General features: G+C 51.6%; 11 protein-coding genes. 2 read left to right on the top strand and 9 right to left on the bottom strand.

Annotation, left to right across the window (positions count from 1 at the left end; all coding sequences use genetic code 11):
• From BLV87_RS06460 to BLV87_RS06470, 3 genes are all read right to left on the bottom strand, one after another.
• Window positions 1–1728 carry a glucosamine inositolphosphorylceramide transferase family protein gene (locus BLV87_RS06460; protein ID WP_139282131.1) on the bottom strand — a complete coding sequence of 576 codons (1728 nt, stop codon included), beginning with the start codon at window positions 1726–1728 and terminating at the stop codon, window positions 1–3.
• 46 nt (window positions 1729–1774) lie between these two features.
• Complete coding sequence (locus BLV87_RS06465) at window positions 1775–3328, bottom strand: EAL domain-containing protein (protein ID WP_175517863.1); 1554 nt, start codon at window positions 3326–3328, stop codon at window positions 1775–1777.
• A gap of 90 nt (window positions 3329–3418) precedes the next feature.
• On the bottom strand, window positions 3419–5089 hold the full coding sequence (locus BLV87_RS06470) for a hypothetical protein (RefSeq protein ID WP_093066612.1): 1671 nt from the start codon (window positions 5087–5089) through the stop codon (window positions 3419–3421).
• A 187-nt stretch (window positions 5090–5276) separates the two neighbouring features.
• Between BLV87_RS06470 and tgt the strand changes: the two genes are divergently transcribed.
• Window positions 5277–6380 (top strand): tRNA guanosine(34) transglycosylase Tgt, encoded by a 1104-nt coding sequence (gene tgt / locus BLV87_RS06475; RefSeq protein ID WP_093066826.1) that lies wholly within the window; start codon window positions 5277–5279, stop codon window positions 6378–6380.
• On the opposite strand, the gene BLV87_RS06480 is transcribed toward tgt, so the two are convergent.
• The 6 genes from BLV87_RS06480 to BLV87_RS06505 form a co-directional block, all read right to left on the bottom strand.
• Window positions 6377–7237 carry a D-hexose-6-phosphate mutarotase gene (locus BLV87_RS06480; protein WP_093066614.1) on the bottom strand — a complete coding sequence of 287 codons (861 nt, stop codon included), beginning with the start codon at window positions 7235–7237 and terminating at the stop codon, window positions 6377–6379. The two genes, tgt and BLV87_RS06480, sit on opposite strands and share 4 nt — an antisense overlap.
• 50 nt (window positions 7238–7287) lie before the next feature.
• Entirely contained in the window at window positions 7288–8937 is a 1650-nt protein-coding gene (cydC, locus tag BLV87_RS06485) for a thiol reductant ABC exporter subunit CydC (protein ID WP_093066616.1), read from the bottom strand.
• Window positions 8934–10766 carry a thiol reductant ABC exporter subunit CydD gene (gene cydD / locus BLV87_RS06490; protein ID WP_093066618.1) on the bottom strand — a complete coding sequence of 611 codons (1833 nt, stop codon included), beginning with the start codon at window positions 10764–10766 and terminating at the stop codon, window positions 8934–8936. Before cydD ends, cydC begins: the two co-directional genes overlap by 4 nt.
• Before the next feature lie 79 nt (window positions 10767–10845).
• Window positions 10846–10956: a cytochrome bd-I oxidase subunit CydX gene (gene cydX, locus BLV87_RS06495; RefSeq protein ID WP_093066620.1), complete on the bottom strand. Its 111-nt coding sequence runs from the start codon at window positions 10954–10956 to the stop codon at window positions 10846–10848.
• Window positions 10957–10968: 12 nt separating this feature from the next.
• The gene (gene cydB, locus BLV87_RS06500) at window positions 10969–12114 is read right to left on the bottom strand and encodes a cytochrome d ubiquinol oxidase subunit II (protein WP_093066622.1); all 1146 of its coding nucleotides are present in this window, start codon (window positions 12112–12114) and stop codon (window positions 10969–10971) included.
• A 10-nt stretch (window positions 12115–12124) separates the two neighbouring features.
• Window positions 12125–13726 (bottom strand): cytochrome ubiquinol oxidase subunit I, encoded by a 1602-nt coding sequence (locus tag BLV87_RS06505; RefSeq protein WP_093066828.1) that lies wholly within the window; start codon window positions 13724–13726, stop codon window positions 12125–12127.
• A 362-nt stretch (window positions 13727–14088) separates the two neighbouring features.
• Here BLV87_RS06505 and BLV87_RS06510 point away from each other — a divergent pair, with 362 nt between their 5' ends.
• Window positions 14089–15807, top strand: coding sequence for a proline--tRNA ligase (locus BLV87_RS06510; RefSeq protein ID WP_093066624.1), 1719 nt, complete (start codon window positions 14089–14091; stop codon window positions 15805–15807).
• Window positions 15808–15839 lie beyond the last annotated feature (32 nt).

A 15839-nucleotide genomic window follows, 5' to 3' on the forward strand; every position in this document is an offset into this window, starting at 1 on the left:
TCACGTATCAAACCATAAAAATGCCAGCGGAATAGCCGCTAATGCATAGCGTGTTTTCAAAATAGGTCGGTTAAAAAAACAGTTTAACTTCACCACCCAACGATCCAGTGGCCCTAAGCGGCGATGTACGTGAACGGCATCTACCACGGATACGGGCGTACCCACACCCAAGGTATGCATTCCGTTCATGTCGTTTTGACCTTCCGGCAGGTAAGAGCTGATAGTTTCCTCTCGATAAGTATGCTGATCCAATTGCTGAATAAGATTGACGTTCAAACCGCGTCCGTAAGTGCCTGCACAATTCTGTGAAGGGCGATACCATTTACCCGCTTTCGTGAATATACGCCCTGCCGGGCGGGCGTGTGCAGCACTCGCGACTACCGGGTTCTGAGGATGTGCTTGCCATTGGGTACTTAATGGGTCATCTGTATGAAATAAATACAGTGACTCGCTGGGTGAACAGCTTTGATGTTGCCGCATACTGGTAAACATCCACCAGCGTCCATCATACTCTAACAAGGTAGCATCATAAGCTTCTACGCCTTCCATCAAGTTTTTCTCAAAAACCCAGCGGAATGGAAATGCTTCACAGCGATACAGTTCAATGGTGTGATTGCTAGCTGTTTCAGGAATCATGTAATAGATACCCTGATATTTGAAAATAAAAGGGTATGATAAGTGGTAAGGCTTTTCCAAAATCGTCACGGGTTCGGAATGGGAACCATCAGAATTTAAACGCATACAGGCCAAATGCCCTATGCCTCGCGCATACAGCAACTCCTCAAAAAACACGTACTGTTCGCCTTCATGTTCAACAACAAACGGATCAGCCCAAAAACGGTCACGCGGGGGAATCCATTTGTGTAAATGCTCCAGCGTACCTAAATCAGTGACATCCCCAATGGCTTTGGTTAGCAATATCCATTGCTCATCGCGAAACAATGCAATAAACAATTTGTTGAGAAAGTTATTAGGATAACGCCATAGTATTTTCAAGCTCATGAGAAAGCTGGAACTTGGCTTATGCTGGGGAGGCATTAATGTGGTTGGCTGCACACGTTGTTTCGCATTGCTGAAGAAAATGCATTCGCCCACCTGAAACAATTCATGCAAGCGCTGCGGAATAAAATCAGCCATTTTCCACAAAGAATGTTCTATACCACGGTTAATCGACGCCATATCTGTGCTAGTCGTTGCTAGGAAAAGATAGTCAGGTATCGTTTGACCCACGCGCCAACACTCAACCCCAGAAAGCATTTCTGATTGTTGACCAGCATATTCGCGTATACCAACATAAGAATCAGTTTTATCCCCAAGATGACCGTAAAAATACCGCCACACGCCATATTTTGCTGCTGCGATGATATCTGGCAAGGGTGCTTGGGCACTCAAATCAATTACAACATCCAATGCCTGCTGTGCAAGCAAATGCTGATAACGCCGACTACCAACATCACACAAGTGAGTATCACCGAGTAACGCTAACAAACTGGTAGGGCGTTGTGCAGTTACCGGACATTTAAATAACTTACCATCAAAATAATGCAATACACTAAGCCAAGATGCATTAAAACGCTGTAACCATGCGGTAGCTACCGGCTGACGAAAAATAACCATGGCAATGTGGACATTGCCGGATGCTTGTAAACGCTCCAACATTCGATATTGCCAAGCAGAAATGTATTCACCCTCTACCACTAAGGCAGCCCTGAAAGCGTTAACAAACATACGACGCTCGCTACATGTTATTAGTCATTATTACTGATTAGTTATTTCATGTGGCTACCTGAACATAAGCGGCAGCCGTAGAATAAGCCACTTTTAAGAAATTTTGATCCTGCTCACTGGGTATAATCACTTTACAATGCCTATCAACCAGTTGCTCAATCAAGCGCTGCAAATGATCAATGTTTACGTTAGCATCTACCCGTACTAATGCTGGCTTAACCACTTGGACAAATTTCAAGGCTTGGGAAGAATCCGGCAAACCATCAATCGCCAAATGTACACCAAGGACTTTCAAGAGCTTAATCACTTTGCCAAGTTGAGCAATGTTTGTCATACAATCCTGATACTGAAATGCCAACACCATGCGTTTAGCAACCTCAGGGGTTGTATTAAGTAACTCCACTACCCGCTTTAGCTCAGCGTCATTATTCAGAATCGCACTGCTCACCGACACAAAAACCAGATAATCGGGCTTTTCGTTCTCCTGAGTTGACAGTTTTAATACGACTTGCCCCAGATTCCAGTAATCCAATCGGAAGCGCCCCCCACTATTACCCAACTGTTTTACGAGTGCAGTATAATTAAGCTTTTGGGCTTTTTGCTGAAACTCAGGTTCTGAAAGATATATGTCAGGTAGGTTTTCATTCATACGCTGAAGTTTGCGGAAAACCATTTTCATCCTATTAACAGCGGGTGGGGCAACAGGTGTCTTCGCATTAGGCGATGAGGTTACGGTATGCTCCTCTTGTACCTTATGCATTACTGGCACCTTTTGTAAGCGTAGCTCAGTTGCTTCCCACGGGTTGTCTTGTTTACGCAATGACACACCTTTCAATATGTTACGCTCTAGCGGTTTCACGTGCAGTTGGGTACAGCGCTTACCTTTTAGTACCGCAGGAATGAAGCGGATTTCTGCTCGCATTCTCTCACCTTCAAGCGTGCGTAATGTAATCAGCAAACGATTGGAAGGTTTGCTGCCCACATCAGCAGCTTTACTCATCGCTTCAAAGGTTTTACGCTCGGTATTATCCACCAAATGTGCAACTGGCATGGAACGCACTTCAGCCATGCCCTCAAAACCAAATAGAGTCACATAAGCATTATTGGCATACAGGTGCATTCCTTGGGAAATATATGCAATCGCCTCCCACGAATAATCCACTAACCAATGGCAACGTAATTCCGCCACCCCCAGTAAATGCTTACAATCGCGAAAATCTTGCTTAATACTCGAATAACGCAACAGAAAATCAATGTATTGCCCGAAATATTCCAAGTCACGCAAGGGCAGAATGCAGGATTCAACCCCCATCAGCCAAGTGGTCAAACCTTGCCATTCATCCCGTGCTACCCATACCAATAACGTATCCGGCGAATAACGCTGCAACGTTTCCAGTAACTCGACCGAAGGCTTACTCTTATCATAGGGACAAAACAACAGGTGCGGCTGAAGCTCTTGCAACACGGGGATCAGTTGCTGCACTGATGCCACCTGATTCAGCTCCAGCAGCACATCAGAATGGCGCAAAGCCGCATCCAGCGATGCTGTGACTTCGACATCCTGATCAACTACAACACAATGTATCTTCTGCTTTTTCATAACACAGAAGATACGCATCACCCCAAGACAAACCTACATAAAGACCGATTATCGAGTATGACTAGGGGATGAACTGCAAGCGCTAACGCCTCAAAGCGATTGCCACAACAAGGTGAAATCGTCTTCGTCTTCTTCAATCGCTTTCTCTGCAAGTGTCGTAAAACGAAAATAAGCAAACGCCCCTAAACACTCATCCAACAAGACTAGCCGTACCCGCTCTTCACGTTCAGCGAACTCCAAACGGATTTCATCACCTGCCTGAAAAATATAGGCTGGCAAAATCAATGCCGGATCAGGGCGTACACCTTCGATACTTGGTAACATCAAGCCTTCCATCGGCATTTTTTGTGCCACCGTGCGGTTAAGCACTTGCTGTACAGACACTTCCATCATTTTGGTCGACAATAACTCAACACCACAACATAAGCCTTTTCCAGCTACAAACTCCATCCATTTGATCACCCCGATCATCCACAACGAGGTGTCATCACTTAAATCACGTAAACCTACAATTTCACCTACCCGCGCCCCAGATGCTTCTTTACCTTCCCAGCGCAAACCGTAGCCGCCCACACTGGTATTCATAACATGCCAAGTCTGGATACGTGCGCCATCATCCTCGGCTACCCGGTGAATAATGGCCTTCCTCGCCTCACCCTCATCCTCATAATCACTCGCCATAAATACATTGAACAACATGTCCTCTGCCTCAGCATCTTCACTGGCTTCAGTTTTATGCGCATGGCGAATAACTGACAAGACATCGTGTAGGCGTGTCACCATACCAATCTGTTCATTTTTTGGGAAACGGTTGTAACTACGATTGAGCACTGCCGTTAAATGATAAATGACACGCTTAGCAAGGTTACGGCTCAACCCTTCCTGAAGAATCATCGCTGGCACACCTTTGGCTTCTAACTCACGAATATGCGTATCCATCTGCGCCACCAACGCACTCAAGTTCAACACTCTCACGGTAGGGGAATGAGGCAAATCACTTGCCAACATCATCACCGCTGGCTCGTCACTATTCAGAAGCGCAGCATGAACATAATCACCCATCTGTTGCCCGTTGGTGTCCCGCGTCAGCGTCACTAACGGCGAGTGTTGCGCGAAATACTGCATCAAGCGCACCACCTCACCCTGCCGCAAACTGTAAGGCTTAACCAGCGCCAGCAAATTCATCTGGGTATAGCGTGATTCAATGGTAGGCGCACCCAAAGCAGCATCACGAAGTGGCAATTTTTCCACACCATTTTCCACCGCCAACAAGTAGAGGTGATGAATGTCATGCCACAAAGTTTCACGAGTACGCACATATACCGAATAGGTCAAGACCAGCACTTTACCCATTAAATCCATTGCCCGATAAATAGCCAACTGCAAGGCTTTTTTATTACCCTCTTTCTTGGTCATCATATCCAGCGCTGCCACTTGATACGCCCCCGCAAACTCCAACATCAAGGACTGGGTAAGCTCGAAAATTTTCTGGCTTTTGGGGGTGAGCGGAAAAGCACGTGCTTCCAAATGACGGTGCAATGCCTCCAACGACACATCCACCGCTGGGCGCAACATTTCACTGATTTGCAAACGCGCCATCGCTGGCAATGCCCGCCGGTTTAAATCCACTAAACCGTGGAAGATACGCCGTGTCGTTTCGCCGGGATCAGTTAGTGGCAGGGCTTTGATCCAATCGCGGGCTTTGCTGCTGGACAAAGGAATAAATCGATGGTTGGAAATCTGTGCTTCATCTGTAGCCATGTTCACGGTATCCGTTATATTTTTTATGTATCGGCTTAGTATAACAGTACCAAAGATAACAAACGAACATGAGACGATAATCGCGCAGAAGTGACGCACGCCGCAGGGGTTTCTTCTGCCAGCCCAAGCAGGTAAACTCTTTGCCCTTCGGATTTGCGCCCCACCAAGAGGAAACCCCATGTCCCACATGCAGTTCGACCTGCTCGCCACTGACGGCAATGCCCGCCGAGGGCGCCTTACCTTCCCGCGTGGCACGGTAGAAACACCCGCCTTCATGCCCGTTGGCACCTATGGCACGGTCAAAGCCATGACCCCCGAAGAACTGCAAGGCATGGGTGCTGAAATCATCCTCGGCAATACTTTTCATTTAATGCTGCGCCCCGGAACGGACATTGTGAAACTGCATGGCGACTTACACGGCTTTATGCACTGGGAAAAACCCATTCTCACCGATTCTGGCGGCTTCCAAGTGTTTTCACTGGCTGAAATGCGCAAGATTTCCGAAGAAGGCGTGCGCTTCCAATCCCCGGTGAACGGCAGCAAAGTGCTGATGACCCCCGAATCCTCGATGCAAGTGCAACGCGACCTCGGTTCAGACATCGTGATGATTTTCGACGAATGTACTCCCTTCCCCGCGACACCCGACGAAGCACGCCATTCGATGGAACTCTCGCTACGCTGGGCCAAACGCAGCAAAGACGCGCATGAGGGCAACCTTTCCGCCCTATTCGGCATTGTGCAAGGCGGGATGTACGAGGAATTGCGCAAAGTCTCCGCGCACGGCTTGCTAGACATCGGCTTTGACGGCTACGCCATTGGTGGTCTCTCCGTTGGCGAACCCAAAGACGAACGCGACAAGGTGCTGGAATGCACCCTGCCCGAATTACCGACTGACCGCCCGCGCTACCTGATGGGCGTTGGCAAACCGGAAGACATTGTGGAAGCAGTGAAACGCGGCGTGGACATGTTCGATTGCGTCATCCCCACCCGCAATGCGCGTAACGGTTTCCTGTTCACTCGTTACGGCACACTGAAAATCCGCAATAGCCAGTACCAGCATGACACACGCCCAATTGATGAACAGTGCGGCTGCTATACCTGCCAACACTATTCACGTGCCTATTTGCGGCATTTGGATAAGTGCGGAGAAATCCTCAGCGCCCGCCTCAATACCATCCACAACCTGTATTACTACCAGGAACTGATGCGGGGAATTCGTGCCGCAATCAGCGAAGGTCGATTTGAGGCATTTGTCAGTGAGTTCTACGCACTCAGGCAAAAGAACGATTAGAGAGCGTACTCCGCCAGCAAACGGAACTCGCTGCCTGCCGCCACTTCCACCACATCATCTGCCGCGTTCGTCGTTTCCACGCACACAAAGCGAGTGTAATCATCGTCCTGCAAATCTGCCATGCCCGCCGCGATTTTCGCCCACGGATTCCACACCACCGCCGTGTTATTGCCGCTGGAAGTAATGCGGATCGTGCGGTTCAACGCGCCATCGACAATCGCCAGTTCTGCCGGAACGCCGAGGTAAACGCGGTCAACTTCGCCCACAATGCTGATTGCACCGTCTTGCTGCTTGGTAGCACCATTGCCGTCTGCCGCTTTGTCGAGGTATTGCGTACCTTCCAACCCGGTCACGGTCGCTTGCGCAATATCACCCACCGCAAAATAGGTGTGCATCGCTTGGGTAATGGTGAATGCTGCATCGCCCGTGTTACGTGTCACCAATGCCAGTTGCAAGGTTTTGCCGACGGTAATTTCCATCGCCAAACGGAACGCATGAGGCCAAATTGCCAAGGTTTCGGGGGAGGATTCCACGCCCAAAATCACGGTGGTTGAGCCATCCGCATTTTCGCGGGTTTCCCACTCGCTCCACATGCGGTTGCGCATAAAACCGTGAGCGGGGCGGCCTTTGCCTTCGGGATCTGCGCCAAACCAAGGCCAGCAAATCGGTACGCCGCCTTTGATCGCCTTGCCTTCGGCGTAATAGGCTTTGTCGCTGACAAACAGCACATCCGCCGCGCCTTTGGGGGTAAAGGACAAGACTTGCCCTGCGTAAACCGAAATCACGGCATCGGCATGGTCGTTGCTAACGTTGATCATGGGCAAGCCGCCCTTGCCTGCTACATGGGTAATGGTCATGGTGCATTCCTGTTTTCTGGTTAAAAATCGCCGCCATCATACCGCATCCTTCAAGACAGATGCAGCACCTGATCCATCGCTTCCAAGCCGTGCGCCCGGTGCGTAATCAGCAACAAGCTTTGCCCGTTACGCGCCACATGCGCGAGGATATTGACCATCACCTGTGTCGCGGTTTCTGGGTCTAAGCCTTCGGTGGGTTCATCGAGAATCAATAGCCGTGCAGGTTTCAGCAAGGCACGCGCAATTGCCACGCGCTTGGCTTGCCCGCCGGACAAACGCACGCCCGTTTCCCCCACCCATGTTGCATAACCTCCCGGCTGTTGCGTAATGAAGTCGTGGATCAGCGCAGTGTCGCACACCGCCTCCAGCTCCGCATCCGTCGCATCGCGTTTTGCCAGCAACAAGTTTTCGCGCAAGGTAGTGTTAAACAAATGCGTTTGCTGCGGCACAACCGCGATGTGTTGGCGCAAAGCTTCGCCGCTGTAGTGGGCGATAGCTTGCCCACCTAACAGCAATTCACCACTGGTCGGTTCGCGGAAACGTAGCAGCAAACTGGTTAAGGTGCTTTTGCCCGCACCCGTGACACCGACGATGGCGAGCTTGTGACCTTGCGGAAAATCCAACGTCAAACCATTCAATACCGCATCACCCTGCGGCTGATAGCGAAACCCCACGTCCCGCAACGCAAAATCTAAACGCTCAGGCACAGGCAAAGGATGCGCTGGCTCACTCACCGCCGCCGCTTGATCAGCAAGACTGAAAATACGCCGCGCCGCCGCCAAGGTTTCCCCCAAGGACTGGAACGCCAGCGGCAAGGGTAACACCGCTTCAAAACTTGCCAGCGCGAACAATGCCAACATCGCCAATTCCGGTGGGGCTATCGTGTGATCACGCACCAACGGAATTGCCAGCACCAACATGCCCCACATCGCCAAATTCGCGCACAGCCCCAACGCGCCTTGCGCCACGCCATTCAAACGGCTCAGGGTTTGCTGTTGCGCCGCCAAGGTTTGCGACAACTGTTGAACGTGCGCGGCATGGTCATCCGCCGCACCATACACCAGCAATTCGCCCATGCCCTGCAAGTCGCTAACCAAAACCGAGCGCAATTGCGCAGCAGTTTCCACCGATTGCTGCCCTGCTTCATGCCCCAAACGGTTCATCAACCAGGGAATCAGCACCCCCGCCACCAGCAGCAAGCTCAACTCCAGCAACGCTAGTAACGGGTGATAAAACAGCAATACCACCACGAATACCAGCGTCGCCAACGCCGCCACCACCACCGGCACTAACAGGCGCAAGTACACATTATTCAGCGTATCAATGTCGGCACGGATGCGGCTCAACACATCACCGCTGCGATATTGCTCCAACACCGCCGGAGCCAGCGGCTCGATGCGCTCGTAAAACCACACCCGCAATTCCGCCAACATCCGAAACGTAGCTTCGTGCGTGACCAAACGTTCGCCGTAACGCCCCGCCGTGCGCACAATCGCTGCCAACCGAATCAACGCAGCAGGGGTGAAATAGTTCATCGACGCGCCCGCGACACCCGCCATTGCCATCGCAGTAATGAACCAGCCCGACACCGCCATCAACCCCACATTCGCCAGCAAGGTGATGAATGACAAGCCCATGCCCAACGCCGCCCAGTTCCAATACGGCTTGAACAGGCGCAACAAACGCAGCAAATCGTTCATGCTTCACCTCCGTAAGCCGCTTGCATCTGCTGGTAGAGCGGGGAACTTTCCAGCAATTCAGCGTGCGTCCCAATCGCGCTCACCGTACCCTGATCCAGCACCACAATCCGGTCGGCGGTTTGTACGGTGCGTAAACGGTGCGCAATCATCACCAGCGTGCGCCCTTGCGCCAAACGTTCGACCCCGGCTTGCACCAAGGTTTCGCTGGCACGGTCAAGGTTGGCGGTGGCTTCGTCGAGAATTACCAGCGGCGCATCCTTGAGGAATGCCCGCGCCAGTGCGATGCGTTGCACTTGCCCGCCGGAAAGCCCCTGCCCCGCTTCGCCAATCAGCGTGTCATAACCTTGCGGCAATTTGACGATGAATTCGGCGGCATAGGCTTGTTCGGCAGCGGCTTGCACTTGTGTCAGCGTTGCAGTGGGATTGCCGAGGCGGATATTGTCGGCAACCGTGCCAGGGAACAGTTGCGGTTTTTGCGGCAGCCATGCTAGGTGTTTGCGCCAGATTTCCGGGGCAATGGCGGTTAACGGCGTATCGCCGATGAGGATTTGCCCACTTTGGGGTTGTAGGAAACCCATTAGCAGGTTGATTAGCGTGGTTTTGCCAGCACCGCTTGCGCCGACGATGGCTAGGGTTTCGTTGGGGTGGATGTCCAGCGAGAGGTTGCTTAGGGCGGTTCTAGCGTCGGGGTAGGTGAAGGAGATATTCGAGATTGTCACTCCGAACATCCCCCCCATCCCCAGCCCTTCCCCCGCAAGGGGTGAAGGGAGTAAGACGGAAGAAGGATGTACATCTTGCTCCTTCCCCCCTTGCGGGGGAAGGCTGGGATGGGGGGAATTCGGGGTATTCAACACCTCCACCATCTTCTCCGCCGCCCCTATCGCCGCCATCCGCGCATGATACTGTGTCCCCATATTCCGCAGCGGCAGGTAGAATTCTGGTGCAAGCAGCAGCACAAAGAAACCGTACAGAAAATCCATTTCCCCCCAGAACAGGCGGAAGCCGATCAAGACCGCAATAATCGCAATGCTGACCGTGGCGAAAAATTCCAGTGCGAAGGAGGACAGAAACGCGACCCGCAATACCGACATGGTGCTTTGGCGGTATTGGTCGGAAATTTGCGCGACGACTTGCGCTTCGCTGCGGCTGGCATTGAAGAGTTTCAGGGTGGTTAAGCCTTGAATCACGTCGAGGAAATGCGCACTCATTCGCGCCAATTGTTGCCATTGTTGCTGGTTACGCTTTTCCGTGCCTTTGCCGATCAGGATCATGAACAGCGGAATCAGTGGGGCTGTCACCAGCATCACCACCGCCGAAAGCCAATCATTGGCAAGCACAAACACCAGTATCGCCAGCGGTACGAGTGCCATCAGCGACATCGCGGGAATATAACGGGCGTAATAGGCTTCGAGTGCCTCCACGCCGTCGCTGAGGGTATTGAGTAAATCGCCGCTGCGCTCACCCGTCAACCACGCGGAGCCGAGTTGCTGCACTTTTTGGTAAAGTTGGGCGCGGATGGCAAGCTTGACCTGCACCGCAGCATGAAACGCGGCTTGTTCGGATGCCCACGCCAAGCCTGCCCGCAGGAGAAATAATGCCAGCAAACCCCACAGACTGGGCATGACATCCGCCAAGCTTGCTTCGGCAAATACCACCGCATTCACCACATTTGCCAGCAACCACGCCTGCACAATCAGCAGCAAACCGGAGGTAAGACCAATCGCAACAGCGGCTTTCAGCCAGAAACCGGAATGGGTTTTCCAGCCTTTCAGCGCGGTGAGGATTTCAGGGGCAGGTTTATGGGGTTTAGGTTGGGATTGTGTGGTCATGCAAATTTAAAATCCAACAGGTTTACACAAAAAAGGGAGTGTTTTCATACACTCCCTTTTCTCAGACGTGCTTCACGCCTTACTTTTCATCATCCGTATCCAAGCCGCCATGAAACTCCAGCCACATCACGTTAATGATACCGAAGGAACACGCCAGCAATACGCCGAGTAACCAAGCAAAATACCACATGCTAAAATCTCCTTAATAAACGGCGTGATCATTTTCACGGATGAATTTAACGGTAATCTTGCCCCACATCTGCTTGTAGCACCAGACGGTGTAGAACAGAATAATCGGCACAAAAATCATCGCCGCCCAGAACATAATTGCCAGCGTCAAATGGCTGGAAGCCGAATCCCAAATCGTCAAACTGTGGTTCGGGTTCAAGCTGGAAGGCATGACGAACGGGAACAGGGAAACACCCGCCGTCATGATCACCCCAATCAAGCACAAAGAGCTGTGGACGAAACTCAATACCGGGCGACCTTTACCACTTGCCAGCATCAATACCCCGAATGCCCCAACGAAACCCGCCAACGGCGCAGCAATTGCCAACGGATACGTGCTGTAATTCGCCAACCATGCGCCCGCCATCGGCACAACGGTTTTCGCTACCGGATTCGGCAAGGAATCATGGGGCGGCTCTTGCACAATCGCATAACCATCAATCCCTGCCCACAACCAAATGCCCGCCAGCCCGAAGGTGATAATCACCCCAGCCGCTGTCCATCGCGCCGCCTTACGTGAACGCTCATACACCACATCATCAGTACGCAGCATTAAATACGTCGCACCCTGCATGGTAAACATCAGCAAACTCACCAAGCCCACCAACACCGCAAATGGGTGGAACAACTTAAAGAATGAGCCGTAAGTCGTAATTCGCAAAAACTCGTCAAACGCAAACGGCACACCCAGCAACAAATTGCCAAACGCCACGCCGATGACCAATGGCGGCACAACACCCGCGATCACCAACCCCCAATCCCACGTATTCCGCCAGCGCGTATCCGCAATTTTAGAACGGTAATCAAAGCCCACCGGACGGAAAAACAGCGAAAACAAGGTCAATACCAACGCCCAATAAAACGTCGAAAACGACGCACCAAAGGTAATCGGCCAAGCCGCAAAAATCGCCCCCGCCGCCAGAATCAACCACACCTGATTGCCATCCCAATGCGGCGCAATCGCATTGATTGCCACACGGCGCTCCTCGTCATTTCTGCCGACATAGCGCAACAACGCACCCACGCCCATATCGAAGCCATCGGTCAAGGCAAAGCCAATAAACAGCACGCCGACCAATACCCACCAGATCAACTTAAACGTTTCGTAATCAAAAATCATGGTTTGCTCCTTAGACCTGATCGTTCATTTTGTCAGCGTAAACCGCGCCAGCATGACCGCCACCGTGCTTCTCAAAGTAGTAGCGCCCGGTGTGCAGGCTGCTGGGGCCTTGTTTGGCAAACTTGATCATTAGGTACATTTCCGCCACTAGCAAAATGGTGTAGAAGAATACAAAGCCAGCAATTGACCCAATCAAATCCCACTCCGTCAGCGTTGAAGTACCCAAGAACGTTGGCAACACTTCCCCAATCGCCCAAGGTTGACGCCCGTATTCCGCCACAAACCAACCGGATTCAATCGCAATCCAGGGCAACGGCAAGCTGAAGAACGCCAAACGCATCAACCAACGCTTTTCAAACGCGGTCTTTTTCGCGGTGTAATAGAATGACAGCGCAAACACGATCAGCATAATGAAACCGGCAGCCACCATAATGCGGAATGTCCAGAACAACGGTGCAACGTGTGGCACAGTGTCTTTCGCCGCCATTTGGATTTGCGCCTCGGTCGCATCCACCACATTCGGGGTGTAACGCTTCAATAGCAAACCGTAACCTAGGTCAACCCGCAACCGCTCAAAACTTTCCTTATCCACATCACTCGCAGTGCCTGCCCGCATTTTCAGGAACAAGTCGTAAGCCAAAATTCCGTTACGGATACGTTGGGTATTTTCCTCGACCAAATCATTGATGCCTTTCACCTCTTCCGTCAGCGAGCGGGTGGCAATCAGACCGAGTGCGTAAGGGATTTTCACCTCAAAACTGTTCTCGCCCTTTTCCTGATCCGGGAAAGCAATCAGGTTGAAACCCGCCGGTGCGGGGTGGGTTTCCCATTCCGCTTCAATCGCCGCGAGTTTCATTTTTTGCACGTCACCCGCTTCATAACCGCTTTCATCACCCAGCAAAATAACCGAGAGGATGGAAGCCATACCGAAACCCGCCGCCACCGCAAACGAACGTTTCGCAAACCCAAGATCACGCCCTTTGAGGATGTACCACGCACTGATCGACAACACGAACATTGCTCCCGTCACATAACCTGCTGCAACCGTGTGAATAAACTTCACTTGCGCAACCGGATTTAGCAAGACAGCGGCGAAATCCACCATTTCCATGCGCATGGTTTCATGGCTAAAGATTGCACCCACCGGATTTTGCATCCAGCCATTCGCAATCAAAATCCACAGCGCAGAAAGATTCGTGCCAATCGCCATCAACCAAGTGACAGATAAATGTTGCACTTTGCTCAAGCGATCCCAACCAAAGAAGAACAAACCGACGAAGGTCGATTCGAGGAAGAAGGCCATTAAACCTTCAATGGCCAGCGGTGCGCCGAACACGTCACCGACATAGTGTGAGTAATATGCCCAGTTCGTGCCGAACTGAAATTCCATTGTCAGGCCAGTAGTGACACCGAGCGCGAAGTTAATACCGAATAGTTTGCCCCAGAATTTCACCATGTCCTTGTAGATTTGCTTGCCGGTCATCACATAGACCGACTCCATGATCGCCAGCATGAAGGTCATGCCAAGCGTCAAGGGGACAAACAGGAAATGGTAAAGGGCAGTGACTGCAAATTGCAGCCGCGAGAGATCGACGACTTCATCGGTTACCATAAATAGCATTACCTCTAGCGCATTAAAAACTTCATCGCGAACAAAGCAAAAAAGATGCCAAATTATTTAATTATTAACAAACATATACTTAGCTTTGCAGATCAACAGATGCTCATAGCATCACACTCACTTCGCAGGTGAAATGCCACACCACTCTACCCGCTTGCCACCTCCTCAGACTCTTACCTGTTGTGGGCCGAATCTACTCTGAAGCGCAATGCAACAACATTGATTTCCATCAAATTTAGTGAGTAATTCTGACTTGATTCATCAACATATACGCCACGGCACTATAGGGGTTTCGCAAATCTGCCACGAAATCTATAATCACCCCTTTCACACACCGGATAGAAGACAACACCATGCGAGTTTCCCGATTCCCCCTCACCACCCTGCGCGAAACGCCCGCCGATGCCGAAGTCATCAGCCACCAATTAATGCTACGCGCTGGCATGATTCGCCGCCTCGCTTCCGGTCTGTATACGTGGATGCCGTATGGCTTGCGCGTATTGCGCAAAGTCGAAGCTATCGTGCGCGAAGAAATGAACAACGCGGGTGCGATAGAAGTGCTGATGCCCTCCATCCAACCCGCCGAACTCTGGCAAGAATCCGGGCGCTGGGAAAAATACGGCGCTGAATTGCTGCGCATTCGCGACCGCCACAGCCGCGATTTTTGCTACGGCCCAACCCACGAAGAAATCATTACCGATTACGCCCGCAAAGAATTGAGCAGCTACAAGCAATTGCCGATCAATTTCTACCAGATTCAAACCAAATTCCGTGACGAAGTGCGCCCCCGTTTTGGCGTAATGCGGGCGCGTGAGTTTTTGATGAAGGATGCGTATTCCTTCCACCTCACCCAAGAATCGCTACAAGAAACCTATGACGCCATGTACGCGGCGTATTCGCGCATCTTCCAGCGGTTGGGCTTGGATTTCCGCCCGGTGCAAGCGGATACCGGCTCGATCGGGGGCAACGCTTCGCACGAATTCCATGTATTGGCTGATTCTGGTGAAGATGCGATTGCCTTCGCCAGTGGCAGCAACTACGCCGCGAATATCGAATTGGCAGAAGCGGTTTGCCTGATTGCCGAACGCGCCGCGCCGACGGAGACAATGCGTGAAGTCGATACGCCTAACGCTAAAACTATCGAGGAATTGGTGGAACAATTCGGCTTACCAATTGAAAAAACCATCAAAACCCTGATCGTGGCTGCTGCCGAAGATGCAGAATACGATTTTGTCGCACTGCTAGTACGCGGCGATCATACCTTGAACGAAATCAAAGCGGAAAAAATCCCCGGCGTTGCTGTGCCATTGCGCTTTGCCCGTGAAGATGAAATTCGTCCGCTAATTGGTGCAGGCCCCGGCTCCTTAGGCCCGGTCGGTTTAAAGATTCCGGTGGTTGCTGACCGCACAGTCGCAAATATGTCTGACTTCGGCGCAGGCGCGAATATCGACGGCAAACACTTCTTCGGCATCAACTGGGAACGCGATGTTGCTCTACCAAAAGTGGCCGATTTGCGCAATGTCATCGAAGGCGACCCCAGTCCCGACGGGTGCGGCACGCTCTCCATTGTGCGCGGTATTGAAGTCGGGCATATTTTCCAGTTAGGCAAAACCTATTCATCAAAACTCAACGCGACAGTGCTGGATGAAAGCGGACGTGCGCAAGTGATGACGATGGGTTGCTACGGCATCGGCGTTTCGCGTGTCGTCGCCTCCGCGATTGAGCAGAATAACGACGAATTCGGTATCCGCTGGCCTGCGGCGATTGCGCCATTCACGGTGGTCATTGCGCCCTTGAACATGCAGAAATCACCGGATGTTGCCGCGAAAGCAGAAGATCTGTATGCGCAATTGCAGGCAGTGGGTGTGGATGTGTTACTGGATGACCGTGCCTTGCGCCCCGGTGCGATGTTTGCTGACCACGAATTACTAGGCATTCCACACCGCGTCATTATTTCAGAACGTGGCCTGCAAGCCGGTGAATTGGAATACAAAGCTCGCAGCGGTGGTGATGCAGTGAAAATACCGGTTGCCGATATTTTAGCGTTTATACAAGGGAAACTGGCGGGCTGATATAGCCCGCCATGCATAGAACCCACTCAATA

The sequence above is a fragment of the Thiothrix caldifontis genome (assembly GCF_900107695.1).
Lineage (GTDB): Bacteria > Pseudomonadota > Gammaproteobacteria > Thiotrichales > Thiotrichaceae > Thiothrix > Thiothrix caldifontis.

Coding starts and splice junctions, on each gene's coding strand:
- BLV87_RS06460 (WP_139282131.1), bottom strand. CDS start 1,728: ATGTTTGTTAACGCTTTCAGGGCTGCCTTAGTGGTAGAGGGTGAATAC.
- BLV87_RS06465 (WP_175517863.1), bottom strand. CDS start 3,328: ATGAAAAAGCAGAAGATACATTGTGTTGTAGTTGATCAGGATGTCGAA.
- BLV87_RS06470 (WP_093066612.1), bottom strand. CDS start 5,089: ATGGCTACAGATGAAGCACAGATTTCCAACCATCGATTTATTCCTTTG.
- tgt (WP_093066826.1), top strand. CDS start 5,277: ATGCAGTTCGACCTGCTCGCCACTGACGGCAATGCCCGCCGAGGGCGC.
- BLV87_RS06480 (WP_093066614.1), bottom strand. CDS start 7,237: ATGACCATTACCCATGTAGCAGGCAAGGGCGGCTTGCCCATGATCAAC.
- cydC (WP_093066616.1), bottom strand. CDS start 8,937: ATGAACGATTTGCTGCGTTTGTTGCGCCTGTTCAAGCCGTATTGGAAC.
- cydD (WP_093066618.1), bottom strand. CDS start 10,766: ATGACCACACAATCCCAACCTAAACCCCATAAACCTGCCCCTGAAATC.
- cydX (WP_093066620.1), bottom strand. CDS start 10,956: ATGTGGTATTTTGCTTGGTTACTCGGCGTATTGCTGGCGTGTTCCTTC.
- cydB (WP_093066622.1), bottom strand. CDS start 12,114: ATGATTTTTGATTACGAAACGTTTAAGTTGATCTGGTGGGTATTGGTC.
- BLV87_RS06505 (WP_093066828.1), bottom strand. CDS start 13,726: ATGGTAACCGATGAAGTCGTCGATCTCTCGCGGCTGCAATTTGCAGTC.
- BLV87_RS06510 (WP_093066624.1), top strand. CDS start 14,089: ATGCGAGTTTCCCGATTCCCCCTCACCACCCTGCGCGAAACGCCCGCC.